Source organism: Pantoea sp. SGAir0215 (assembly GCF_043543215.1).
This window is the reverse complement of sequence record NZ_CP028031.1, coordinates 3,030,122-3,054,277: the sequence shown is the minus strand read 5'-3', so window position 1 is coordinate 3,054,277 and position 24,156 is coordinate 3,030,122. Positions and strand designations below refer to the sequence as shown.

24 protein-coding genes are annotated in these 24,156 nt (G+C 54.5%); 13 read left to right on the top strand and 11 right to left on the bottom strand.

Going from position 1 to position 24,156, the window contains the following annotated elements; genetic code table 11:
• Positions 1 to 4 precede the first annotated feature (4 nt).
• Complete coding sequence (gene ruvB, locus C1N64_RS14295; RefSeq protein WP_006120271.1) at positions 5 to 1,009, top strand: Holliday junction branch migration DNA helicase RuvB; 1,005 nt, start codon at positions 5 to 7, stop codon at positions 1,007 to 1,009.
• Here ruvB and znuB read toward each other — a convergent pair whose 3' ends face one another.
• Positions 1,010 to 1,795 carry a zinc ABC transporter permease subunit ZnuB gene (gene znuB, locus C1N64_RS14290; protein WP_054633643.1) on the bottom strand — a complete coding sequence of 262 codons (786 nt, stop codon included), beginning with the start codon at positions 1,793 to 1,795 and terminating at the stop codon, positions 1,010 to 1,012.
• The gene (gene znuC, locus C1N64_RS14285) at positions 1,792 to 2,547 is read right to left on the bottom strand and encodes a zinc ABC transporter ATP-binding protein ZnuC (protein ID WP_375096346.1); all 756 of its coding nucleotides are present in this window, start codon (positions 2,545 to 2,547) and stop codon (positions 1,792 to 1,794) included. The genes znuB and znuC overlap by 4 nt, the downstream gene beginning before the upstream one ends.
• 77 nt (positions 2,548 to 2,624) lie before the next feature.
• On the opposite strand from znuC, the gene znuA reads away from it, so the two are divergent.
• The 3 genes from znuA to lpxM all read left to right on the top strand — a co-directional run bounded on the left by znuA (position 2,625) and on the right by lpxM (position 5,985).
• The gene (znuA, locus tag C1N64_RS14280; protein WP_394514903.1) at positions 2,625 to 3,551 is read left to right on the top strand and encodes a zinc ABC transporter substrate-binding protein ZnuA; all 927 of its coding nucleotides are present in this window, start codon (positions 2,625 to 2,627) and stop codon (positions 3,549 to 3,551) included.
• A gap of 14 nt (positions 3,552 to 3,565) precedes the next feature.
• Positions 3,566 to 4,897, top strand: coding sequence for a murein DD-endopeptidase MepM (gene mepM / locus C1N64_RS14275; protein WP_394514902.1), 1,332 nt, complete (start codon positions 3,566 to 3,568; stop codon positions 4,895 to 4,897).
• 113 nt (positions 4,898 to 5,010) lie between these two features.
• Positions 5,011 to 5,985: a lauroyl-Kdo(2)-lipid IV(A) myristoyltransferase gene (gene lpxM, locus C1N64_RS14270; protein WP_039343145.1), complete on the top strand. Its 975-nt coding sequence runs from the start codon at positions 5,011 to 5,013 to the stop codon at positions 5,983 to 5,985.
• A 28-nt stretch (positions 5,986 to 6,013) separates the two neighbouring features.
• Here the strand turns inward: lpxM and C1N64_RS14265 are convergent, their stop codons facing one another.
• Both C1N64_RS14265 and pyk read right to left on the bottom strand, forming a co-directional pair.
• A complete protein-coding gene (locus C1N64_RS14265; protein WP_054633646.1) occupies positions 6,014 to 7,246 on the bottom strand; it encodes an MFS transporter in 1,233 nt (410 codons plus the stop codon).
• Positions 7,247 to 7,330: 84 nt separating this feature from the next.
• Positions 7,331 to 8,773, bottom strand: a complete 1,443-nt coding sequence (pyk, locus tag C1N64_RS14260; RefSeq protein ID WP_033741964.1) for a pyruvate kinase — start codon at positions 8,771 to 8,773, stop codon at positions 7,331 to 7,333.
• Positions 8,774 to 9,576: 803 nt separating this feature from the next.
• On the opposite strand from pyk, the gene zwf reads away from it, so the two are divergent.
• Positions 9,577 to 11,052, top strand: a complete 1,476-nt coding sequence (gene zwf, locus C1N64_RS14255) for a glucose-6-phosphate dehydrogenase (RefSeq protein ID WP_006120280.1) — start codon at positions 9,577 to 9,579, stop codon at positions 11,050 to 11,052.
• Positions 11,053 to 11,241: 189 nt separating this feature from the next.
• Positions 11,242 to 11,880, top strand: a complete 639-nt coding sequence (locus C1N64_RS14250; protein WP_033741962.1) for a bifunctional 4-hydroxy-2-oxoglutarate aldolase/2-dehydro-3-deoxy-phosphogluconate aldolase — start codon at positions 11,242 to 11,244, stop codon at positions 11,878 to 11,880.
• 37 nt (positions 11,881 to 11,917) lie between these two features.
• On the opposite strand, the gene purT is transcribed toward C1N64_RS14250, so the two are convergent.
• Positions 11,918 to 13,096 carry a formate-dependent phosphoribosylglycinamide formyltransferase gene (purT, locus tag C1N64_RS14245; protein ID WP_039343220.1) on the bottom strand — a complete coding sequence of 393 codons (1,179 nt, stop codon included), beginning with the start codon at positions 13,094 to 13,096 and terminating at the stop codon, positions 11,918 to 11,920.
• A 172-nt stretch (positions 13,097 to 13,268) separates the two neighbouring features.
• On the opposite strand from purT, the gene C1N64_RS14240 reads away from it, so the two are divergent.
• Both C1N64_RS14240 and C1N64_RS14235 read left to right on the top strand, forming a co-directional pair.
• Entirely contained in the window at positions 13,269 to 13,913 is a 645-nt protein-coding gene (locus tag C1N64_RS14240; protein WP_394514901.1) for a tellurite resistance TerB family protein, read from the top strand.
• Between the two features lie 117 nt (positions 13,914 to 14,030).
• Positions 14,031 to 16,103: a prolyl oligopeptidase family serine peptidase gene (locus tag C1N64_RS14235; RefSeq protein WP_375096343.1), complete on the top strand. Its 2,073-nt coding sequence runs from the start codon at positions 14,031 to 14,033 to the stop codon at positions 16,101 to 16,103.
• Here the strand turns inward: C1N64_RS14235 and exoX are convergent.
• Both exoX and C1N64_RS14225 read right to left on the bottom strand, forming a co-directional pair.
• Positions 16,087 to 16,755, bottom strand: coding sequence for an exodeoxyribonuclease X (exoX, locus tag C1N64_RS14230; RefSeq protein ID WP_394514900.1), 669 nt, complete (start codon positions 16,753 to 16,755; stop codon positions 16,087 to 16,089). The two genes, C1N64_RS14235 and exoX, sit on opposite strands and share 17 nt — an antisense overlap.
• Entirely contained in the window at positions 16,755 to 16,985 is a 231-nt protein-coding gene (locus C1N64_RS14225; protein WP_006120290.1) for a DNA polymerase III subunit theta, read from the bottom strand. The genes exoX and C1N64_RS14225 overlap by 1 nt, the downstream gene beginning before the upstream one ends.
• Positions 16,986 to 17,135: 150 nt before the next feature.
• Here C1N64_RS14225 and copC point away from each other — a divergent pair, with 150 nt between their 5' ends.
• From copC to C1N64_RS14205, 4 genes are all read left to right on the top strand, one after another.
• On the top strand, positions 17,136 to 17,510 hold the full coding sequence (gene copC, locus C1N64_RS14220; protein WP_033741957.1) for a copper homeostasis periplasmic binding protein CopC: 375 nt from the start codon (positions 17,136 to 17,138) through the stop codon (positions 17,508 to 17,510).
• A gap of 4 nt (positions 17,511 to 17,514) precedes the next feature.
• A complete protein-coding gene (copD, locus tag C1N64_RS14215; RefSeq protein ID WP_033741956.1) occupies positions 17,515 to 18,390 on the top strand; it encodes a copper homeostasis membrane protein CopD in 876 nt (291 codons plus the stop codon).
• A gap of 28 nt (positions 18,391 to 18,418) precedes the next feature.
• Positions 18,419 to 18,766, top strand: coding sequence for a YebY family protein (locus tag C1N64_RS14210; protein ID WP_033741954.1), 348 nt, complete (start codon positions 18,419 to 18,421; stop codon positions 18,764 to 18,766).
• Positions 18,767 to 19,123: 357 nt separating this feature from the next.
• Positions 19,124 to 19,582, top strand: a complete 459-nt coding sequence (locus C1N64_RS14205; protein WP_033741953.1) for an MEKHLA domain-containing protein — start codon at positions 19,124 to 19,126, stop codon at positions 19,580 to 19,582.
• A 56-nt stretch (positions 19,583 to 19,638) separates the two neighbouring features.
• Here the strand turns inward: C1N64_RS14205 and C1N64_RS14200 are convergent, their stop codons facing one another.
• A complete protein-coding gene (locus C1N64_RS14200) occupies positions 19,639 to 21,183 on the bottom strand; it encodes a methyl-accepting chemotaxis protein (RefSeq protein WP_033741952.1) in 1,545 nt (514 codons plus the stop codon).
• Between the two features lie 548 nt (positions 21,184 to 21,731).
• Here C1N64_RS14200 and C1N64_RS14195 point away from each other — a divergent pair.
• Positions 21,732 to 21,926, top strand: a complete 195-nt coding sequence (locus C1N64_RS14195; protein ID WP_006120296.1) for a hypothetical protein — start codon at positions 21,732 to 21,734, stop codon at positions 21,924 to 21,926.
• A 42-nt stretch (positions 21,927 to 21,968) separates the two neighbouring features.
• Here the strand turns inward: C1N64_RS14195 and C1N64_RS14190 are convergent, their stop codons facing one another.
• The 3 genes from C1N64_RS14190 to mdtJ all read right to left on the bottom strand — a co-directional run bounded on the left by C1N64_RS14190 (position 21,969) and on the right by mdtJ (position 24,072).
• Positions 21,969 to 23,102: an acyltransferase family protein gene (locus C1N64_RS14190; RefSeq protein WP_394514899.1), complete on the bottom strand. Its 1,134-nt coding sequence runs from the start codon at positions 23,100 to 23,102 to the stop codon at positions 21,969 to 21,971.
• 309 nt (positions 23,103 to 23,411) lie between these two features.
• Entirely contained in the window at positions 23,412 to 23,741 is a 330-nt protein-coding gene (mdtI, locus tag C1N64_RS14185; RefSeq protein ID WP_033741950.1) for a multidrug/spermidine efflux SMR transporter subunit MdtI, read from the bottom strand.
• Positions 23,728 to 24,072 (bottom strand): multidrug/spermidine efflux SMR transporter subunit MdtJ, encoded by a 345-nt coding sequence (gene mdtJ, locus C1N64_RS14180; RefSeq protein ID WP_006120299.1) that lies wholly within the window; start codon positions 24,070 to 24,072, stop codon positions 23,728 to 23,730. The genes mdtI and mdtJ overlap by 14 nt, the downstream gene beginning before the upstream one ends.
• Positions 24,073 to 24,156 lie beyond the last annotated feature (84 nt).

Below are 24,156 nucleotides of genomic sequence, written 5' to 3'. Positions count from 1 at the left end.
ATTCATGATTGAAGCCGATCGCCTGATCTCCGCCGCCAGCGTTAGCGAAGAAGAGAGCCTCGACCGCGCCATCCGGCCTAAGATGCTGACCGAGTATGTCGGCCAGCCGCAGGTGCGGGAGCAAATGGAAATTTTTATCAAAGCGGCCCAACTGCGTGGCGATGCGCTGGACCATTTGCTGATTTTTGGCCCACCCGGGCTGGGAAAAACCACCCTGGCGAACATTGTGGCTAATGAGATGGGCGTCAATCTGCGCACCACCTCCGGTCCGGTGCTGGAGAAAGCGGGCGATTTGGCGGCGATGCTGACCAACCTTGAGCCGCATGATGTGCTGTTTATTGATGAGATTCACCGCCTGTCACCGGTCGTTGAAGAAGTACTGTATCCGGCGATGGAAGACTATCAGCTGGATATCATGATTGGCGAAGGTCCGGCAGCGCGATCGATTAAGCTTGATCTGCCGCCGTTTACGCTGATTGGTGCCACTACGCGCGCGGGCTCACTGACGTCGCCCCTGCGAGATCGTTTTGGTATCGTGCAGCGGCTGGAATTCTATCAGGTGAAAGATTTGCAGCATATCGTCGGGCGCAGTGCCGCCTGTCTGGGCCTGGCGCTGAGCGAGGAGGGGGCCCTTGAAATCGCCCGTCGCTCTCGCGGCACGCCGCGTATTGCTAACCGACTGTTACGCCGGGTGCGTGATTTTGCAGAAGTGCGGGCAAACGGTAACTTAAGCGGCGAAGTCTCAGTGACCGCGCTGGACATGCTTAACGTTGACAGCGAAGGTTTCGACTATATGGATCGTAAACTGCTGCTGGCGATTATTGATAAATTCACCGGCGGGCCGGTGGGTCTGGATAACCTTGCGGCGGCGATTGGTGAAGAGCGGGAAACGATCGAAGATGTCATCGAGCCCTTCCTGATTCAGCAGGGCTTTATCCAACGTACACCGCGCGGCCGGATGGCCACGCAGCATGCTTACCGTCATTTCGGTATCACCAAAGAGGCGTAATCACAGCGCCGGTTTGCGCACCATACTGACGATAAACAGTATGGCTGCGCACAGCACCACAGACGGCCCCGCAGGCGTGTCATAGAACGCCGAGAAGGTTAACCCGCCGGTCACTGCCATTACCCCGATCAGCACCGCAATCGCGGCCATCATTTCCGGTGAACGTGCAAAGCGTCGCGCCGTCGCAGCCGGGATAATCAGCAGCGAGGTGATGATAAGCGCCCCGACAAATTTCATCGCCACGCCAATAGTCAGCGCGGTCACCAGCATCAGGATTAACCGGGTGCGTTGAATATTCACCCCGTCGACCTGCGCCAGTTCAGGGCTGATGGTCATCGACAGCAACGGGCGCCACTGCCAGGCCATGACCGCTAAAACACAACCTACGCCCGCAGCCATTGCCCCGAGATCGGCAGGGGTGACCGCCAGCAAATCGCCGAACAGGTAGGCCATCAAATCGACCCGCACATTCGACATCAGGCTGACGACCACCAGTCCCAGTGAAAGCGCACTGTGCGCCATGATGCCCAGCAAGGTATCTATGGCCAGATGCGGGCGGCGTTCCAGCCAGACCAGCCCCAGCGCCAGACAAACCGTCACCAGAATCACGGCATAATATGGATTTACATCCAGCATTAAACCAAACGCAACGCCCAGCAGTGAGGCATGGGCCAGCGTGTCGCCAAAGTAAGACATCTTGCGCCAGACGACAAACGAACCCAGAGGACCGGCAGCCAGCGCCAGCATGACGCCGCCCAGCCAGCCCGGTAGCAATAATTCAATCATAGTGGACCCGGTCCCTTGCGAAGTACGATACGTCCCTTTAAGTCGTGACGATGATTATGGTGATGACGATAGATAGCCAGTTCCTGCGCGCCGCGTGGCCCAAACATGGCAATAAATTCCGGATGCTGGGAGACAGCCTCGGGCGTGCCGGAACAGCAGATATGATGATTGAGGCACAGTACTTCGTCTGTCTTGGCCATGACCAGGTGCAAATCATGAGAGACCATCAATACCGCACAGTTCAGCTCATGACGAAGCTGGTTAATCAAATCATAGAGCGCGACCTGACCATTGACGTCCACGCCCTGTGTCGGCTCATCCAGCACCAGCAACTGTGGCTGATTAAGCAGCGCACGCGCAAGCAGGACGCGCTGCATTTCGCCACCGGACAGTCTCTGCAGGGGAGAGGTCAGCAGGTGACCGGCCTGAACGCGTTTGAGCGCAGGCAGAATGTCCTGATGACGTGCGCCACGTGACAAACGCATAAAACGCTCGACAGTGACCGGTAACGTCGGATCGATGTGCAGTTTCTGAGGCACATAACCAATACGCAGGTTCGCACTGCGATGCACCTGACCGGATGAGGGCGCGAGCAGGCCGAGTACCACGCGCACCAGCGTCGATTTACCCGCGCCATTGGGACCCAGCAGCGTCAAAATTTTACCAGGATGAAGCGCCAGGCTCACGCCAGACAGGACGGTGCGTTGAGCAAACTGGATGGAGACATTTTCAAGTGTGACAAGTGATGGCATAAGATTTACAGGTTGCGCAGAATTTCGAATGTTATAATATCACATCCAATCTGTTGATGACGAAGGAATGACGCATTATGTTACATAATAAAAAAGGGGTGGGTTTTACCCTGGCTGCGCTTGCTTTTGCTACCGCCGTTGCTTTGCCCGCTCATGCCAATGTGGTGGCCTCCATTAAGCCTGTTGGCTTCATTGCCTCTGCGATTGCGGACGGGGTAACACCGGTGGAGGTCTTGCTGCCTGATGGCGCATCCGAACATGATTATGCCCTGCGTCCGTCTGATGTAAAACGCTTACAAAACGCGGACTTAGTGGTCCGGGTGGGACCAGAAATGGAAGCGTTTATGACCAAATCAGCCGCCGCCCTGCCAGAAAAAAAGAATCTAGAGATAGTACAAATTCCCGGCGTAAAAACGATGTTGCTGCGGGGCGATGAAGACGATGATCACGATGACCACGATGCAGAGCATCATCACCATCACGGTGAGTTTAATATGCACTTGTGGATGTCACCCGAAATCGCGCAAAAAACCGCGGTTGCAATCCATGAAAAATTATTGGAACTTATGCCGCAGGATAAAGCCAAACTTGACGCCAACCTGCAGCATTTTGAGGCAGAATTAGCGGACACAGATAAGCGCATTATCTCACAGCTTGCCCCCGTTAAAGATAAAGGGTATTTCGTTTTTCACGACGCTTACACGTACTTTGAAAAACACTACGGTCTCTCGCCCACCGGGCATTTTACCGTTAACCCAGAAATTCAACCGGGTGCACAGCGCTTACATCAAATTCGAACACAGTTGGTTGAGAAAAAGGCCGTTTGCGTCTTTGCTGAGCCACAATTCAGGCCGGCGGTCATCGATGCTGTTGCCCGTGGAACGCAGGTGCGTAAAGGCACGCTCGATCCACTGGGCACAGACATCAGCTTAGGAAAAGACAGCTATGTGAAATTCCTCTCACAGCTGTCGAGCCAGTATGAGACCTGCCTGAAAGGAGCATAGAGGAATAGTTTAACGTGCAGCAGATAGCCCGCTCTGTCGCCCTCGCATTTAATAATTTGCCGCGCCCCCACCGCGTTATGCTGGGATCGTTAACCGTTGTTACTCTGGCCGTCGCAGTCTGGCGGCCTTATGTTTACCATCCGAATGATGATGTTACGCCCATCGTCAAAGCCATTGAGTTAGACAAAAACGAGTTTCGCACACTGCTTCCTGAAGCCAGTGAACCTATCGATCAAACCACGCCCGAACCCGATGAAGAACTGCCTTCAGACGACGTCGATCAGGATGTCGCCGATACGGCAGGCTCGCACGATTACACCGTCTCCTCAGGCGACACGCTCAGCAGCGCACTGAACCAGTATGGCATCGACATGAGCGACATTAATGCGCTGGTGGCCAGCGATAAAGATCTGCGTAATTTGCAGGTCGGTCAGCAGCTCAGCTGGACGCTCAATGATGCCGGCGCACTGGATACCTTTACCTGGGAAATCTCGCGTCGTGAAACCCGCACCTATACGCGCACCGATAAAGGTGGCTTTAGCATGCAGTCGCAGATACAAAAGGGTGAATGGCGCAACAGTGTGATTCAGGGCGAAGTCCGCGGCAGCTTCGCCGCCAGCGCTATGCGTGCCGGTTTAAGCAGTGCAGAGGCCAGCAGCGTGATCAAAGCCATGCAGTGGCAGATGGATTTTCGTAAGTTACGCGCGGGCGATAAATTCAGCGTGCTGATGTCGCGCGAAATGCTGGAAGGCAAGAGCGCGCAAAGCCAGCTACTGGGTGTGCGTTTGCGCAGCGGCGGCAAAGATTATTACGCGTTCCGGGCCGAAGACGGCAAATATTACGACCGCAGCGGTGCGGGCCTGGCGCGGGGCTTTATGCGTTTCCCCACCGTGAAACAGTACCGTGTCTCGTCGAACTTTAATCCGCGCCGTCTTAATCCGGTGACGGGCCGAATTGCTCCACACAAAGGTGTCGATTTCGCGCTGCCGGTTGGTACGCCTGTGCTGGCTGTGGGCGATGGCGAAGTCGTGGTGGCCAAAAACGGCGGTGCCGCCGGTAACTATGTGGCCATCCGTCACGGCCGTCAGTATATGACGCGTTACATGCACCTCAAAAAAGTGCTGGTGAAACCGGGGCAAAAGGTAAAGCGTGGCGATCGTATTGCGCTCTCCGGCAATACCGGCCGTTCAACCGGACCGCATCTGCATTTTGAGATCTGGATTAATAATCAGGCTGTTAATCCCCTGACGGCCAAGCTGCCGCGCATGGAAGGTCTGACGGGCAAAGATCGTTCGCAGTATCTTGCTCAGGTCAAAGGCTGGTTACCGCAGTTGGGGATGAAGTAAATACTTTGATAACGTCGACGGCATGGCCGTCGACTTTTTTATCTCTGGCGTAGGATGATTGCAAATTTACTCGTCGCCACTATCATTAGCCCGTCATTGATTGAGGCGAGTGCATGGAAACCCGTAAAAAAAATAACATTGAATTTATTCCCGTTTTTGAACGTTCTTTTTTAAAGCCAAAATACTGGGGCAGCTGGCTGGCCATTGGCGCGCTGGCGGGTATTGCATTGATGCCGCCTCGCGTGCGCGATCCGCTTCTGGGAGGGCTCGGCAAGTTTGCTGGTAAGCTGGCGAAGGGCGCGCGTCGCCGTGCGCTCATCAATCTCTATTACTGCCTGCCTGAATTAAGCGAATCTCAGCGTGACGCGATCGTCGATCAGATGTTTGCCACCGCACCGCAAGCCATGGCCATGATGGCCGAGCTGGGTATGCGCGATCCGGCACAGATCCGACAGCGGGTTGAGTGGCACGGTCGGGAAATCATTGATCAACTGCAGGCCGACAAGCAGAACGTGATTTTTCTGGTGCCGCATGGCTGGGCTGTGGACATTCCGGCCATGCTGCTGGCCTCAGAGGGACAGATGATGGCCGCGATGTTCCATAACCAGAGCGATCCGCTGGTGGACTATGTCTGGAACCGTGTCCGCCGTCGTTTTGGTGGTCGTATGCATGCGCGCAACGATGGCATTAAGCCGTTTATCAGTTCGGTCCGTCAGGGCTACTGGGGCTATTATCTGCCTGACCAGGATCACGGGCCGGAACACAGTGAGTTTGTCGACTTCTTTGCCACTTACAAAGCTACCTTACCCGCCGTTGGCCGGTTGATGAAAGTCTGTCGCGCCCGCGTCGTGCCGCTGTTTCCGGTGTATAACGGAGCAAGGCATAAGCTGGAAATTTACGTTCGTCCGCCGATGGATGACTTACTCGAAGCGGATGACCGTCAACTGGCGCGGCGGATGAATGAAGAGGTAGAAGTGTTTGTGCGTCCGCATCCGGAACAATATACCTGGATACTGAAACTGCTTAAAACCCGCAAAGCGGGTGATGTCGAACCCTACTCGCGAGACGAGCTTTATCCTCGTAAATAAAGAAAGGCCGCATGGCGGCCTTTCTGATTTAGACGGGCGTTACTTTGGCGTGACGCCTGCGTTCCCGCAGAAACATCAGCACCAGGCCAAACCACAGGACACCACTGATAAAGTTGATCAGGCTAAACCAGATTACCCCACCGCTAAAATAGAAGTGCTTCGCCAACTCAATGCCGGCAGCCAGCGTCAAAATGCTGATCATGCCCAGCATGGCCGCGACGCTGCCTTTACCTTCATCGCTGGCATAGAGCGTCAGCCGGTAAAGTCCGGCATTCACCATCCCGCCGCCGAACGCGTACAGGCTTAATCCTGCGGTGATCAACAAATAGCTGTGTGTGTTTATCAGCGTGGCAAATAAAGCAAGGCTTAACCCGAGTAATATGGGCCAGGCGGCAAATTTCACGGGTTGCTCAATCGGCATCCGGCCAACCAGTTTGCTCAGGGTCAGGTTACCGGCAATCATTGCCATAAATACCGGCAGCTGGAGCAGGGCGTACTCCATTCGTGAAAGTCCTTCATCACGCATCAGGATGACCGGGGACAGGGCTACCCAGGTCAGAATGGGAATGAAAACCAGTCCGATGGCAAAGGACCCAAACATCACCTGACGATCTTTTATCAGTCGGCCATAATTGCGCGCCAGCACCGGCAGCGCAATGGACTGGTGACGATCGCCGGCGGTTTCAGGCATGACCCGCCAGAGTACGATAAACGCCACGGCGCTGCAGGCGGCAAACAGCCAGAACATACTGCGCCAGCTTCCGACCGTGAGCCAGGCGGCGCCGGCCAGAGGCCCGGCGAGCGGTGCCAGCAGGGCGACATTCGCCATCAGCGCCATAATGCGCACGGCCAGTGCTTCCTCGAACGCTTCCTGAATGGCTGCATAGCCGACCGCACCAATAAAACACAGGCTAATTCCCTGCAGGAAACGCAGACTGACGAACTGCTCAATGTCGCTGACCCAGGTAGTCAGAATACAGGCGGCGGCAAAAAACAGAATGCCGGACAGCAGCACAGGCCTGCGGCCATATTTATCGGACAACGGGCCAAGCAGCCATTGTAAAACCACGCCACCCAGTAAATAGGCCGTGAGAGAGGTGGAAACCCACTGATCGCCTACGTCGAATTCGGCGGTGACCAGCAACATGCCGGGTTGGATCATATCGTGAGCAATATAGGTGGCGAACTCATAAAGCACCATCGCCAGCGGAAACAGCATCACGCGTCCGGTCAACTGGCGGATGGGTTGATAACGGGCCATCTGGCCTCCTTATGAAAAAACAAAAAACGCGACTGCAAGGCAGCCGCGTTTAAATGGTAATACAGATGTGTATGAAAAGCGGTATTAATCGACGCGCAGCACCCGGCCGGTGTTAGTCGTGCCGGTTGCCCCCATCACATCCCCTTGCGTGACGACTACTAAATCACCGGAGACGAGGAAGCCTTTGTCACGCAGCAGATTAACGGCGTCATGGGCGGTGGCCACGCCTTCGTTATCGCTGTCGAAAAACACGGGCGTCACGCCGCGATACAGCGCGGTGATATTCAGCGTACGTTCGTGGCGCGACATGGCAAAGATCGGCAAACCTGATGTGATACGTGAGGTCATCAATGGCGTACGACCGGATTCCGTCATGGTAATAATGGCGGTCACGCCCTGCAGGTGATTCGCCGTGTACATGGCTGACATGGCGATCGCTTCTTCGATATTATCGAACTGCACATCCAGACGGTGTTTAGAGACATTCACGCTTGGGATTTTCTCGGCACCCAGACAGACTTTTGCCATGGCGGCAACGGTCTCCGCCGGATACTGACCGGCAGCGGTTTCGGCTGACAGCATTACCGCATCGGTGCCGTCCAGCACGGCGTTGGCGACGTCCATGACTTCAGCGCGCGTCGGCATAGGATTGGTGATCATTGATTCCATCATCTGTGTCGCGGTGATGATGGTACGGTTCAACTGGCGCGCACGGCGTATAAGGGCTTTCTGAATCCCGACCAGTTCCGGATCGCCAATTTCCACGCCCAGGTCGCCACGGGCAACCATCACCACGTCAGAGGCCAGAATGATGTCATCCATGGCTTCCTGCGAGGCGACCGCTTCGGCACGTTCTACTTTCGCGACCATTAACGCGTCACAGCCCGCATCGCGCGCCAGACGGCGGGCATAGTGCATATCCTCACCACAACGCGGAAAGGATACCGCCAGATAGTCCACGTTGATTTTGGCGGCCGTGATAATATCGGCTTTGTCTTTCTCCGTCAGGGCTTCAGCCGACAGGCCTCCGCCCAGTTTGTTGATGCCTTTATTGTTAGAAAGCGGGCCACCTACTGTCACTTCGGTAAACACTTTGACGCCCTGAACCTCCAGCACCTTCAGCTGGACGCGACCATCATCCAGCAGCAGGATATCGCCGGGTACCACATCCTCGGGCAGACCTTTATAGTCAATGCCGACGCGTTCTTTATCGCCTTCGCCTTTGCCCAGCGCCGCATCAAGCAGGAACCGGTCGCCCACGTTCAGGAAGACTTTACCTTCTTTAAAGGTGGATACACGAATTTTAGGGCCTTGCAAATCGCCCAGAATGGCCACATGTCGACCGAGTTTTGCCGCAATCTGACGCACTTTATCGGCACGCATCTGGTGATCTTCGGGCGTACCGTGTGAAAAGTTAAGACGCACAACGTTGGCACCAGCAGCAATGATTTTTTCGAGATTGTTGTCGCGGTCAGTGGCTGGGCCGAGAGTGGTTACGATCTTGGTTCTTCTTAAACGTCGGGACATAGAGATTCCTTTGAATTTTGGAACTGAGCTGAATCGTTACTTTTTAAGGTATTAGCCCGTCAGATACTGATTACCACACAGAGGTATTATTATACATTCGAGTGTGTCAGAACTGTGGCACTGCGCCCGGAAGACGTCCAGTAAAGGCGCTTTTGTCAGATACAATACTGAGACTCACCGAGGAAGTCATCCCCCCTTCGACGCTAGCGCCAGCTTAATTGACCAGACGCAAGTGACGCAGCCATTCTGCGTGTCACAACGCGGAAGGCTGAACAGCCCGTTCATCTGTATCGTATTTACAGCCGGGCCGCGCGTAACAGACCAGGCTGTTGCGGTCGTTCGTTTGCCGGTGGGGAAGGCATCGTCTGTTGTTTGGCCCACGAAGCCGGTGTAAACAGCGAAAAGCGTAAAGCGGCAAGTGTTGCACCGGCGCATTATCCCGACCAGATAGGGAGTAAATATCTGTTAGAATGGATAAATGCTGAGATGAAAGGCAATGCTGCCGGGGTGACCCTGTAGAATCAGCCGCGGGGCAAGGTCTGATAAGTCTGCTGGCCCTTTTTTTGCCATAATCAGCGTCGCACTGGCTGCAGCCAGACAATTTTTGACACAGAAAAATAAGCGAAAGCGCACGGGTCAACCTACCACAGACGCGAATTACGCGCAGAGTAAGTAGGGTGACGCCGCGGGCTGGTTTACCTGGCCTGGGGAAAAAAGTACATTGTGCTGAAAGTAAATAACAACATGGACCCGGTGCTCAGGATGCATCGCCACCGGGACTATCCTGCAACGAGGAGAGGAAAATGGCGGTAACACAAATAGCCCAGGCATGCGATCTGGTAATTTTCGGCGCCAAAGGCGATCTCGCCCGTCGTAAACTGTTGCCCTCGCTGTATCAGTTAGAGAAAGCGGGTCAGATTCATGAAGAAACCCGCATTATCGGCGTTGGCCGTGCAGAGTGGGATAAAGCTGAATACACCAAAGTGGTGCGTGAGGCGTTAGAAACCTTCATGAAGGAAAAGATTGACGAAGCGCTCTGGGATAAGCTCAGTAACCGTCTCGATTTCTGTAACCTTGATGTCAACGATACTTCGCATTTCCCAAGACTGGGTAAGATGCTGGATCAGAAAAACCGCACCACGATTAACTATTTCGCCATGCCGCCCAGCACCTTCGGGGCCATTTGTCAGGGCCTCGGCATGGCCAAGCTCAATGCGAAACCGGCGCGCGTGGTGATGGAAAAACCGCTCGGCACGTCGCTGGAAACGTCAAAAGAAATCAACGATAGCGTAGGCGAGTATTTCGATGAGAGTCAGGTGTTCCGTATTGACCACTATCTGGGGAAAGAAACGGTTCTGAACCTGCTTGCGCTGCGTTTCGCAAACTCCATCTTCGTGAACAACTGGGATAACCGCACCATCGATCACGTGCAGATTACCGTGGCTGAAGAGGTGGGCATTGAAGGCCGTTGGGGTTACTTCGATAAAGCCGGACAGATGCGCGATATGATCCAGAACCACCTGTTACAGGTGCTGACCATGATTGCAATGTCTCCGCCTTCCGATCTCAGTGCCGACAGCATTCGCGATGAGAAAGTGAAAGTGCTGCGTTCGCTGCGTCCTATCGATCAGACGAACGTCCGTGAGAAAACGGTGCGGGGTCAGTACACCGCCGGCTTTGTGCAGGGCAAAAAAGTCCCCGGCTACCTGGAAGAAGAGGGCGCCAACAAAACCAGCTCTACGGAAACCTTTGTGGCCATTCGCGTCGATATCGACAACTGGCGCTGGGCGGGCGTGCCCTTCTATCTGCGCACCGGTAAGCGTTTGCCGACCAAGTGTTCTGAAGTCGTGGTGTACTTCAAAAACCCGGAGATGAACCTGTTTAAAGACTCTTACTCCGAGTTACCGCAGAACAAACTGACGATCCGTCTGCAGCCGGATGAAGGGGTGGACATTGAGATCCTGAACAAGGTGCCGGGTCTGGATCACAAACACAAACTGCAGACGACCAAGCTGGATCTGAGCTACTCAGAAACCTTTAACCAGTCTCATCTGGCGGATGCGTACGAGCGTTTACTGCTGGAATCGATGCGCGGCATTCAGGCACTGTTCGTGCGCCGTGACGAGGTGGAAGCCGCCTGGACATACGTTGACTCCATCATCAACGCTTGGGCCGCAGATGGTGATTCCTCCAAACCTTATCAGGCCGGCACCTGGGGACCGGTGGCGTCCGTCGCGATGATCACGCGAGACGGTCGTTCCTGGAATGAATTCGAATAATCCCTTCCCAGCCCGCATAATGCGGGCTTTTTTTTGCACCACCTCTCAAAAATGAACTGCTGTTTTAAAAATTTTATCCGTTGATGGACGGTGAAACGGAGAATCCTGTATGGTAGTCGTGCTGTTAACCGGACTGGCGCTGTAAAGGCTTCGGCGCAGTGATCACAATGTTATTTACCAGGGGAAGTGATGAAAAACTGGAAAACGAGTGCAGAGCAGATTCTGAAAACCGGACCGGTCGTGCCGGTAATCGTGGTTAACAAGCTGGAACATGCGGTTCCCATGGCTCAGGCGCTGGTCGCCGGCGGCGTCAGGGTGCTGGAAGTGACCTTACGCACGCCCGTGGCGATGGATGCCTTACGCGCCATTATCAAACAGGTGCCAGAGGCTATTGTCGGTGCGGGAACGGTGCTGAACACACAGCAGCTCCAGGAAGTGACGGAAGCGGGCGCACAGTTTGTAATCAGCCCTGGTATCACCGAGTCCTTACTCAAGGCCGCCGTTGAAGGGCCAGTTCCGCTTATTCCCGGCATCAGCACGGTGTCAGAATTAATGACCGGCATGGATTACGGTCTGCGAGAGTTTAAATTTTTCCCGGCCGAAGCCAACGGCGGGGTAAAAGCGCTACAGGCCATCGGTGGGCCTTTCCCTCAGGTGCGTTTCTGTCCGACGGGCGGTATCTCACCAGCGAATTACCGTGATTATCTGGCGCTGAAAAGCGTACTTTGTATCGGCGGCTCCTGGCTGGTGCCGAACGAGGCGCTGGAAGCAGGGGACTGGCAGCGTATTACGCAACTGGCCAGCGAGGCCGTCGCGGGGGCCCGCTAACGGGCAGACGGTGAGCCCACAGGCTCACCGCACTCACTTAACCCTGAACGCTGACGGCAGCCGCACTGGCTACCGCGCGCGCAACAGCCTCTTCCGTTGTCTCGGCGCAGGCCAGAGCAACACCTAAACGACGCTGACCTTCAATTTCGGGCTTGCCAAACAGGCGCAACTGCAAACCCGCCCCCAGTGCTGCTTCTACATTCGCAAACCGGACATTCTGGCTGGTTAACTGCGGCAGAATAACGGCTGAAGCAGAAGGGCCGTACTGGCGAATGGCCCCTACAGGCAGCCCCAGGAACGCGCGGACATGCAGGGCGAATTCTGACAGATCCTGCGAGATCAGCGTCACCATGCCGGTGTCGTGCGGACGCGGAGAGACTTCACTGAATACCACTTCGTCGCCGCATACAAACAGCTCCACACCAAATAATCCATAGCCACCCAGTGCGTTGACCACGGTTTCCGCGATATGCTGGGCACGCTGTAGCGCCAGGTCGCTCATCTGCTGCGGCTGCCATGACTCACGGTAATCGCCGTCTTCCTGGCGATGACCGATAGGGGCGCAGAAATGAATGCCGTCAACGGCCCTGATGGTCAGCAGGGTGATTTCAAAATCAAACTTCACCACGCCTTCAACGATAACGCGTCCCGCCCCGGCGCGACCGCCCTGTTGCGCATAATCCCAGGCCTTATCCAGCTGGCTGGCATCGCGAATAAAACTCTGGCCTTTGCCGGATGAACTCATAACGGGTTTGACGATGCAGGGAAAACCAATCCCGGCGGCGGCAGCGACAAAATTTTCTTTGCTGTCGGCAAAGCGGTAGGTTGAAGTGGGCAGCGCCAGCTCCTCTGCTGCCAGACGACGAATGCCTTCGCGGTTCATGGTGAGGCGGGCAGCGCGGGCAGTGGGCACGACGCGCTGACCTTGCTGCTCCAGCTCCAGCAGTTTCTCTGTTGCGATGGCTTCAATCTCAGGCACCACGAAGTCTGGTTTCTCCTGGGCAATAACGGCGGCCAGTGCGTCGCCGTCCAGCATATTTATCACATGGCTACGGTGCGCTACATGCATCGCAGGCGCATTGGCGTAGCGGTCAACCGCAATCACTTCCACACCCAGACGCTGACATTCCAGCGCGACTTCTTTGCCCAGTTCTCCTGAGCCTAACAGCATGACGCGCGTCGCAGCAGGGCGTAGCGCAGTTCCGAGAGTCGTCATCATTTCACCTAAGCAGTCAACCAGTCAAAATTCGCGCGCAGTATAAACGAAAACGTTTGCGTTCTCACCCCTTGCGCACATTTCATCTCGTTTGCGCTACTTTTCCTGCTCTGACGTTTCCTGACATCTTTTTGGTAATGATGATGTTTCTGGATGGTAACGGGAGTAAATAATGAATAACTGGCTGCAACAGATTCAATCAGTACTGGCAAAAAAGAGCGGTGACGGCAAATCCGGCGGCGGGATGAGTGAGATGCTGGCCCCCGGTGCGCTGGGTGGCCTGGCGGGATTGCTGGTGGCCAGTAAATCATCACGCAAGCTGTTAACTAAATATGGCGGCAAAGCCTTAATCATCGGCGGCGGGGCAGCAGCGGGCGCGGTGTTGTGGAACAAATACAAACAGCGGGTGCGTGAAACCCATCAGGACGAACCGGGTTTTGGTGAGTTACAGACGCCGGTTGATCAGCGCGCAGAACGACTGGTCACGGCCTTGGTGTTTGCCGCCAAAAGCGACGGGCATATTGATGACCGTGAACGTGCGGCGATTGAGCAGAACATTCATCAGGCAGGCTATGGTCAGGATGCGGAGAAACTGATCCAGCAGGCCATGCAGCGGCCGCTGGACCCCGAATGGCTGGCGGCGGATGTTAAAAATGAAGAAGAAGCACTGGAACTCTATTTTCTCAGCTGTGCCGCCATTGATGTCGACCATTTTATGGAGCGCAGCTACCTGTTGGCACTGGGCGACGCGCTAAAAATTCCGCAGGATGTCCGAAAAGGTATCCAGCAGGATATTGATCAGCAGAAGGCCAGTTAACCCATGTCCGGGCCCGTAACAGGGCCCTGAACACGCTCACACTCACTATCCCTGACTTGGCATCTGAAGACATTAGTGCCACCCTTAATGTTGATGATGTTCAGCAGGATGGATGATATGAAAGCACCTGACGCGAAAAAAATACCTTACGAGATGTCCCTGCATGGCGAGACGCGGGTCGATAACTACTACTGGTTGCGCGATGACAAACGCGAAAACAGCGATGTGCTGGACTACCTGCGTGCTGAGAACAACTATGGTCAGAAAATCATGGCGTCACAGGAGCCATTACAAAACCGTATTCTCCACGAGATCATTGACCGACTGCCGCCTCAGGACCATTCCGTTCCCTACGTAAAAAATGGCTACCGCTACCAAAGCCGTTATGAAAGTGGTAACGAATATGCCGCCTATTACCGGCAGCCTGCCAGTTATCAGGAAACTGATGAATGGACGTTGCTGCTGGATGCCAATCAGCGGGCTTCGCACAGTGATTTTTATACTATGGGCGCGCTGCATATCAGCCCGGACAATCAGGTCATGGCCCTGGCAGAAGATTTCCTTTCCCGCCGCCAGTACGGCATTCGCTTTCGCAATCTGGAAAACGGGAGCTGGTATCCTGAGGTGCTGAATGATGCCTCTTCCAGCTTTGCCTGGGCGAATGATTCACTCACGCTCTACTATGTGCGCAAGCATCCGCAAACGTTGCTGTCTTACCAGCTCTGGCGGCATGAACTGGGTACGCCACAAAGCGATGACCAACTGGTTTATGAAGAAAAGGATGATACGTTTCACCTCAGCATTCATAAAACCACCTCAAAACAGTTCATCCTGATCGTACTGGACAGTACCAATACCAGTGAAATTCAGCTGCTGGACGCCGATTTGCCGGACGCCCTTCCACAGGTCTTTCTGCCACGGCGACGCGATCACGAGTACAGCCTCGACCACTATGACTTTACGTTTTTTATACGCTCAAACCGTGAAGGCAAAAACTTTGGCCTGTACCGCACGCGTTACCTCGACGAATCGCGTTGGGAAACCGTGATCCCCGCGCGTGACCATGTGGTGATGGAAGACTTTCAGCTCTTCCGTGACTGGCTGGTTGTCGAGGAACGCCAGCGCGGCCTCACCAGCCTGCGGCAAATGAACTGGCACACGGGCGAAACCAGCGGTATCGCATTTGACGATCCTACGTACGTGACCTGGCTGGCTTACAACCCCACGCCACGCACCAGTAAACTGCGCTATGGCTACTCCTCCATGACCACGCCTGCCACGCTGTTCGAACTGGATATGGACACGGGTGAACGCCGTATTTTAAAGCAGAGCAGCGTCAAAGACTTCAATCCGGATGAGTACAAAAGTGAACATCACTGGATTACCGTGACTGACGGCACCGAAGTGCCGGTCTCGCTGGTCTATAACCGCAAGTACTATCAGAAGGGACAGAACCCGATGCTGGTTTACGGTTATGGTGCCTATGGCAGCAGCATGGATGCGGACTTTAGCGTCAGCCGGCTGAGTTTGCTGGATCGCGGTTTCGTCTATGCACTTGTGCATGTGCGTGGCGGCGGTGAGCTGGGGCAACAGTGGTATGACGGCGGTCGTCTGCTCAATAAGATGAACAGTTTTACCGATTTTATTGACGTTACCCATGAACTGGTGGCAAGGGGTTTCGGGCACCCGGACCGGCTTTATGCCATGGGCGGCAGTGCGGGCGGACTGCTGATGGGGGCGGTCATCAATCTCGCACCGACGCTGTATCACGGCGTCGTTGCGCAGGTGCCGTTTGTCGATGTGTTAACCACCATGCTTGATGAATCAATTCCGCTGACCACGGGCGAGTATGACGAATGGGGCAACCCAAATGAGGCGAAGTATTACCACGCTATTCGTCAGTACAGCCCGTACGACAATATTGACGCCCGGCCCTGTCCTCATCTGCTGGTTACCACAGGCCTGCACGATTCACAGGTGCAGTACTGGGAACCGGCGAAATGGGTCGCAAAACTGCGTGAACATAAAACGGATGACACACTGCTCCTGCTCTGTACCGATATGGACTCAGGGCACGGGGGCAAGTCAGGGCGTTATAAAGCCTACGAAGGCGTCGCGCTGGAGCTGACCTTTATCATTGCACTGGCCCAGGGGAGTCTGCCCCCGCCTGACCTCAGGGAAGCTGACTGAGATATTTACGCAGCGCCTGTCGCAATGGCGGGCGCAAATCTTTAACGTTCTCAAGCATCCATTTCAGGTAACCCGGATCTTTGCGGGCAATAACGGCCAGCGCCTGGCCGCGATACTTACCAAACGGCAGTACATCATCGCGCTGGGCGGCAGGCTGAGAGCGCTGGCTCATTTCAGCGGCGCTCCAGCCAGACAGCTCCATAATGCGGATCAACAGGGCCGCCGTAACATAGCAGTCGTAAAGTGCGCGGTGAGCATGTAAATCTGCGGGCGGCGTCACTTCCAGCTTCAGACTGTGCCGCAGCGCCTGATTCCCGTATTTGATGCCTGGCCACAGCTGGCGTGCCAGCGTCATGGTGCAGATCCAGTCGCCGGCCATCTCAGGCAACATCCGGCGGTCGAAGCTGGCATTGTGCGCGACATAATATGCACTGCCGTGGTAGCGCGTAATGGCATCTTCAATCGGCGGCTTACCCATCACCATCGCTTCAGTGATGCGATGAACGGCCATCGCCTGGCGGCTGATAGGGCGGTCGGGTGAAACCAAATCGCTCATGGGATTGACGATCTGGCCGTCAATCACATCCACGGATGCCACTTCGACAACGCCGCCTTGCAGCCCGCAGGTTTCTGTATCAATGACACGTAACATTATTTCTGTTTAGGCTCGTAGGGCAGGCGGGACAGATTCAGAGAGGCCTGGCGATAGTGCATCAAGCGCTGACGAAACCAGTCGCGCAGGGCTTCGGGTTGTTCACTGGCCACCATTTCAGCCACCACAGGCATGTTATAGCGTTCTTTAAATGCAACGCCTGCCGCCGCCAGATCAACGTTGACTTTGTCTTTCTCTTCCTGCGACAGCAAGGCAAGGTTATGACTCATGATATTCTCCTGATATGCGTGCGCAAAAGTAATGTTTTCCTCCGCCATACGCAAGGTAAAGGATAGCATTGCTGGCCTCGACAGTTAAATTGCAGCGGCGTATTCTTGCGCCACGTTTATGGCCTTACCAGGCGTTAACAGGATGATGTTATGAAGAAAACATTACTTTCGCATGGCGCAATGATCGCGTTTGCGACCTCGACACTGGCTTTTAGTCCGTTCGCGCTGGCGCACGCGCATCTTACGTCCTCTGTCCCCGCCGCAAAAGCCGAAATATCGCCCGCGCCGCAGCAGATAACCCTGAATTTTACGGAAGATGTTGAGCCCGCGTTCAGCGGCGTTGAGGTGGTGGATGCTCAGCATAAAACGATTGCGGGCAAGATCAGCCGCGATAAAGCCCGGCATAACCAGTTACGGGTTAACTTCGCTCAGCCGCTGACTCAGGGCGCGTATCAGGTAAACTGGCATGTGCTGTCCGTGGACGGGCATAAAACAAACGGAAATTATACGTTCACCGTGAAGTAATCCTGTGACGACACTGTGGGTGGTGCTGCGGGCACTGCATTTTACGGCGGTTATAGTACTGGTCGGCAGCCATTTTTGTACGACGCTGCTGGCGCCCGTTTCGTTACGGGCGGCGCTGATATCGCGCCTGTCACGCCTGATGACAGGCAGTGCAATCCTGGCACTCCTGACTGCGCTGTGTATGCTGGCCGCGCAGACGGCATTGATGAGTGGCGACTGGCACAACCTGGCCGTGCCGGACGTATGGATGGCGGTGCTGTCTACACACTGGGGCGCGGTGTGGCAATGGCAACTCCTCTTTTCGTTGTGCAGCGTAGCCGCTATCCTGATGCGTGACCCGCAGCGGCAGTGGATCGGGTGGCTGACCAGTCTGCTACAGTGTGGTTGTCTGGCGCTCATCGGCCATGCCGCGATGAGAGAGGGGCTGGCTGGCATCGCGCAACAAGGTAATCACGTTGTACATCTGATCGCCGCATCTTTTTGGACGGGTGGCCTGGTGCCGTTACTGGTGTTGATGCAGATGGCACGGAACATTGCCTTCCGAACCACCGCAATCCGCACGATGATGCGTTTTTCCCGCTACGGGCATCTGGCTGTGGCCCTGACGCTGGTCACCGGACTGGTAAACAGCCTGCTGATTGCAGGCTGGCCGGGTGACTGGTCGCTTAACCGTTATGTTGTACTGTTGCTCTGTAAAGTCGCGCTGGTGGGCCTTATGGTGATGATTGCGCTCTGGAACCGCTACCGATTAGTTCCGCGTTTTCATGTCGCTGGCCTGGGCGCACAGCAGCAGTTTATTCGCATGACTCAGCTGGAAATTGTGCTGGCATGCGGCGTAGTGGGGTTGGTGAGTGTGTTTGCTACGCTGTCGCCAACCTGAAATGACCGACATTCAAGAAAGGAACGTTATGTTGCTGAAAAAAGCGATCTCTGCATTGCTGTTATTCACACTGGCTGGCCAGGCGCTGGCGGCACAAATTATCACCGTCAGCCGCTTCGAAATTGGCAAAGAGAAGTGGCCCTTTAACCGGGAAGAGGTGATGTTAACCTGCGAGAAAGACGGCGCGCTGTTTGCGATTAACCCCAGCACGCTGATGCAGTATCCCCTCAACGACAAAGCGGATGCGCAGTTCAAGGCCGGTCAGGTTAAAGCGCAGCCGATCAGCGTGATTCAGGCCCCGGATAAAGCCCATCCGGGTCAGATGATGAGTCTGCAGCCCATCGTCGATCGTGCTCAGGCGCTGTGCGCGAAATAACACGCGATACAGCAGGGTTGTCGGCAAAATTGTTTAGCCGATCACAAACCTGCCGGTTTTTTGCACAGCTCCGCTGCGCTGGCTGGAAAATCTCCTGTCTTGGCCTACGCTTTACAGGCAAGGCGAAAGCCTGAACGAATGCCAACTTTTAGCGCACGGCTCCTTGAGAGCCCTTTCCCTGGACCGAATACCTGGAATAGTGTTCGGTCTTTTTTTATACCCGACGCGTCTTAATATCTATCCCGGTCGCCAATAAGCCGGAACGCACCAGGCACTGTCATCTTCCCGCCCTTGATCTCCCCCTGTAATCCCGCCACATTAGCGTTTCGCATTCTGATTTTCGTTACGGAGAGAAGCATGTCGTCTGAACAGCAAATCGCCTTACTGAAACGCATTGATGACCGCTACCGGATGCTGACCGGCAGCGGGTTATACTGTCCTGAGCACGTAGCCGATCGTTACCGCTGGCTCCACGAGGATGCGCCGTACAGTATTCTCGCGCATAACCGTGAGGCCGATCCGGTTTTTGTCTATGCCAACCGCTGTGCGCTGGATTGTTTTCACTACAGCCTGGCGGAGATGCTGCAACTGCCCTCACGGCTCAGCGCCGGGCCTGCCGACAGGGCGGAGCGGCAGCGTTTGCTGGACAGCGTGAGGCGCAATGGCATCGCCACAGGTTATAGTGGCCCGCGCGTCAATAAACAGGGTGAGACCTTCACCATCTACGAGGGTGAAGTCTGGCAGTCAGAAGAACACGAAGCGGACTGGGGGCAGGCCGCCTTGTTCTGGCCTCGTCCCCGTCAGTCCAGAAAGTAAAACAACGTTGTGCCACGTCATACCTTACCTGCGATGACGTGGCGCAATGGCGTGCGTTACACGCGGAAGGCTTCTACCATGCCGCGCAGCGCATGGGCCTGCTCGGACAGAGATTGTGAAGCCGAAGACGATTCTTCCACCAGTGCCGCGTTATTCTGCGTTACGCTGTCCATCTGACTCACCGCGACGCTGACCTGTGAAATGCCCTGCATCTGTTCGGCGGAGGCAAGGGAAATTTCATCCATCGCACTCGCGAGGTCGCCCACCATGCTGACAATTTTCAGGATACTTTCACCCGTGCCGTTGGCCACTTTGACGCCGCTTCCCACTTGCTCCACCGCCTGCTCAATCAGGGATTTTATCTCTTTTGCGGCAGTGGCGCTGCGCTGGGCCAGCGTGCGGACTTCGCCTGCCACGACCGCAAAACCGCGTCCCTGTTCACCCGCCCGCGCGGCTTCAACGGCGGCATTCAGCGCAAGAATATTGGTCTGAAAAGCAATGCCTTCTATCACGCCGGTGATATCGCGAATTTTGGCGGCGCTCAGGGAAATATCGTTCATGGTTTCTGACATGCGGTGGACATCACTCTCACCGCTGCGGGCCAGCTCTGCCGTTTCACGCGCCGTCGAGGCCGTAGTTTGAGCACCGGCGGTATTACTTTTTACCGTCGCAGTTAACTGCTCCATGCTGGCCGCCGTTTCCTGCAAGGCAGCAGCCTGCTGTTCAGTACGCGAGGAGAGTTCGGTATTTCCCTGGGCGATTTCCTCTGCCGCCAGGGCAACATTGCCCGACGTTTGTTTAATTTCTGAGACCAGCCCGCGCAGCTTCGCCTGCATACCATCCAGGGACGCAAGCAGGCTGGTGGTGTCATGGCGACGCAGCGAAACGCTGGATGTCAGGTCACCTGCCGCAATTGCAGCGGCCAGCGCCTGCGCCTGGGCGGGCTCACCGCCCAGTTGACGCATCAGCACACGCGTAATCACATAGCCGGTTGCTACCGAGAACAGGACAGAAAGCACGGCTAACAGCACCAGCGTTACCGACGCCCGGCTGGTGGACTGGCTGTTAACTTCTACGGCGTTACGGCTGCTATACATCAGAATATCGGTGGCTTTATTAAGCGCATCCAGCATATTTCGCTGCAGTGGACGCAGGGTCGTCATGAGATAGCGCGTCGCTTCTGTTTGCTCATTTTTTAGTCCCAGTTGCCCGGCCGTCACGAAGGACGCCATCATCGGTGCTTCAAGTTCCCTGATATGATTCAGGGCAGCCTGTTCTTCTGCTGTAGACTGAGTCTGCATCATGGTTTCAAGTGTCTCGCGGTTTTGAATGAACAATGCTTTCTGCGTATTAAGGCGTTGTAACTCTGGCTGCATTTCTTTGTCGTCGGTGAGCAGGGCCAGATTTCGCACGGCTATCGCCAGATCGCGCAGTCCGCCACGCATATCCAGAATAAGTTGGTATTTTCTCATTTTGCTGTTCACGACATCGTCCATGCCCGTTTTGGCATGATGCAGGGAGGTCAGAGAAACGGCAGTACAGAGGATCAAAAGGAGAATGAGCAGGCCGAAACCCGTCGCAAGCCGTGTAGAGATTTTCATAATAAGATTCCTGATAAGGAGCGGTTTCGTTCTCTATCGGCATCAGAAGCATAAATAATTAATGGAAAATGCAAAATTTACATAAATATCGTTAATATTTTATTTTGCACCATTGAAAATGATCTTAATCAATAAATGGTCAGATAAAAGGATTTCATTGCGAAGGAGGGGATAAATGATGAAAAAACAAAGAATTTCTTTATGTATTACATCGGGAAAGCATGTGTTTTTGAGGTGATAGATAAATATAAGTGGTGATTCCTCCCTAACTCTGATGCGCCGCACAGCCTGGGCCGAATCCGGACCCGAAAAACGTTAAGCTCAGCACGTTTTTGCGATGCGTAAGGGGGACGCGCTTGTCTTTTTGCTGAAGCATGAGGGGCGATTGTCCCGAGCCCGCACAGGGCCGCGACCGTCATGCGTTTCCCTGGATCACTAAAAATATGTGAGGCAGGTAACAATATTGACGAAAATTTTAAGTTTATCAGACACTCCCTTACCCTGATTTCTTCACCATAGCGACTCCATTCACAGCATGGGATAGCACAATGCGGAAATCATTAGCAGTGGCCTGGATGTTTTTGATTGTCTCGTTTGGTTCTGCCGCACAAAGCCTGGTACACAGCAGGCACGATCCGACGCATCTCGTCGGACTGAAAACGTACAGTAGCCTTGCCGATACGCCGGAATCACCGGATGAGCATGTGAGGGAAAAGCAGCATGATGTAGGCAATGCATTATGATGTGAGGATAAAAATGGCTCGCCCCGGCGAGCCATATTGGTATTACAGGGCAGGTTTGGGAGCCAGCACTTTTTTGCCCAGTCTGATGCCCGGTTTCTCAACATACTGGTACAGCAAAGAGGCCAGGCCATATGTCAGCGGCAGAGATACGGCACAGACAATCAGGAAACGCGTGACATCACTCTGGTAAGCAATATCCGTTTGTTTCAGCAACAGCGCGATAGCCGGAATCACAATCAACAGATGCAGCAAATACACGGAAAAAGAGACATCGCCCAGCCATGTACTCAGGCGGTTGTTTAACACCTTACGTGGAAGCTGAATGAGCCGCGCCATCAGACTGTTTTCCTGATACTGCCACAGCACCGCCGCCATGCCGATAATCATCAAGGCTTCCATCACCAACTGAAGTTTGATCGCGCCTAACCCGATAAACACACTGACCACCGGGCCAGCAAGGGCAAAGACCACATAGAGCAGGGACTTGCGCCGTACGGCCTCCGCCAGCAGCATGCCCGAAATAAACATATTGAGTTTAATCAGAATCATGGACGGCATTTCAAAGGCTTCGTAATAGTCAGGCAGCAGATAACGGCCGGCACAGCTCAGCGCCATGATGCACAGCAATGCCGGGGCATAACCGAAGCGCATAACCGCCAGCATGATAAAGGGAAACAGCAGATAAAACTGCATTTCCAGCCCGATACTCCAGTCGGGCAGCGTGGTGTTAAAGCCATAGGCGGGCAGGACGCCAAACAGAAAAGAGAAATGCGTCACGACATTCATGAGTGACTGATCGGCATAGCGTGAGGCATCGGTCGCTGTGCCCGAATAAACATGTGCGATCGTGTCGCGCATCTCGCCAAACCAGGGGCCAGAGATGAGCGCGACCGCCAGCAGCAGATAGTAAAGCGGGGCGATGCGAAAAAAACGCCGTAGCCAGAATTTCTTGATGGTTTCCGGGCTTTGCCATGGCTCTTTTTCCTGACGTTCGACATAGTTTTTTGCCATCAGGTAGCCCGAAAGCAGGATAAACAGATCCACACCAATCCCCGGAGAAGAGAGTAAAGTGATATGGCAATGGATAAGCAAGCTTATGTGTCCCAGCAGTACCCAAAGAGAAGCAATCCCCCGTAACCCTTCCAGTTCCGTGGACCATCCTCGCGTTGCAGACATGGTAAAACCTCGTTAATCAATTATTTATACTGGATCCAAAGGCATCACTAAGCCCTAACAGTCGGATCAAGTCCACCTGCAATGATAAAAGTAAGAGGATTCTGACATTATGATGAATAATCGATCTGCGTGATAATACACACACCTTTGAGTGGCTCAGAAGTGACTGTCGATGACAAAGGTCAACCCCTTTCTCTGACGGGCCTGCCACTGCGGATAAGAGGGACGTATTTTCATAAACAGCAGGGCAGGACGGCATTGCAGACGTACGGGTAAAGGGCGGAAAGGGGACGTCTGCGTCCCCTGTTCTCAGGCCAGTTTCAGCATAACCATGCCCAGCAACAGCAGAGCCAGGCCCGCCCAGCCTTTGCGGTTCAGGCGCTGACCAAAGAGAATGCCGCCTGCAGCAACGGTGGCGACGAGACCAAACCCGCCCCAGAGCGCGTAAGCCACGGAAAGATCGATACCTTTCACGGCCTGCGACAGCGCACTGAATGCCAGCAGCACACAGCCCAACGACGCGATGCCGGGCAGGGGCTTTTTAAAACCGTTGCTGTACTTGAGCATGATATTGGCGGCAATTTCCAGCAGGACAGCCAGTGCCAGCCAGGCAAAATGAATCAGATCAGGCAGGGTCATGATCGGCCTCCTTCTTGCTGCCGGTTTTCATCAGCAGAATGCCGACAATCAAGGTGACCAGACCGCAGATTTTCAGCGGCGATACGGTTTCATCAAACAGATGCACGCTAAACAGCGTGATCAGCATAATGCCGATACCTTCCCAGAGGGCATAAGCGACCCCCAGTGCGATACGTTTGATGGCAAAACTCAGGAAGATATACGAACAGGCAATCATGCCCAGCATAATCAGATAGCCGCTCTGGCTTTGATTCAGGCTGGACCATTTCATGGTCAGGGTACCCATGATTTCCGCAACAATAGCGAGTGCTAATAATCCCCATGCGCGCATGGTTTTTTCTCCACAACTAGCGTCGTAATTAACCCACCGTGATGCCACGGCAGAAAGGAATAAACGAGCGGAAAGGGGACTAAA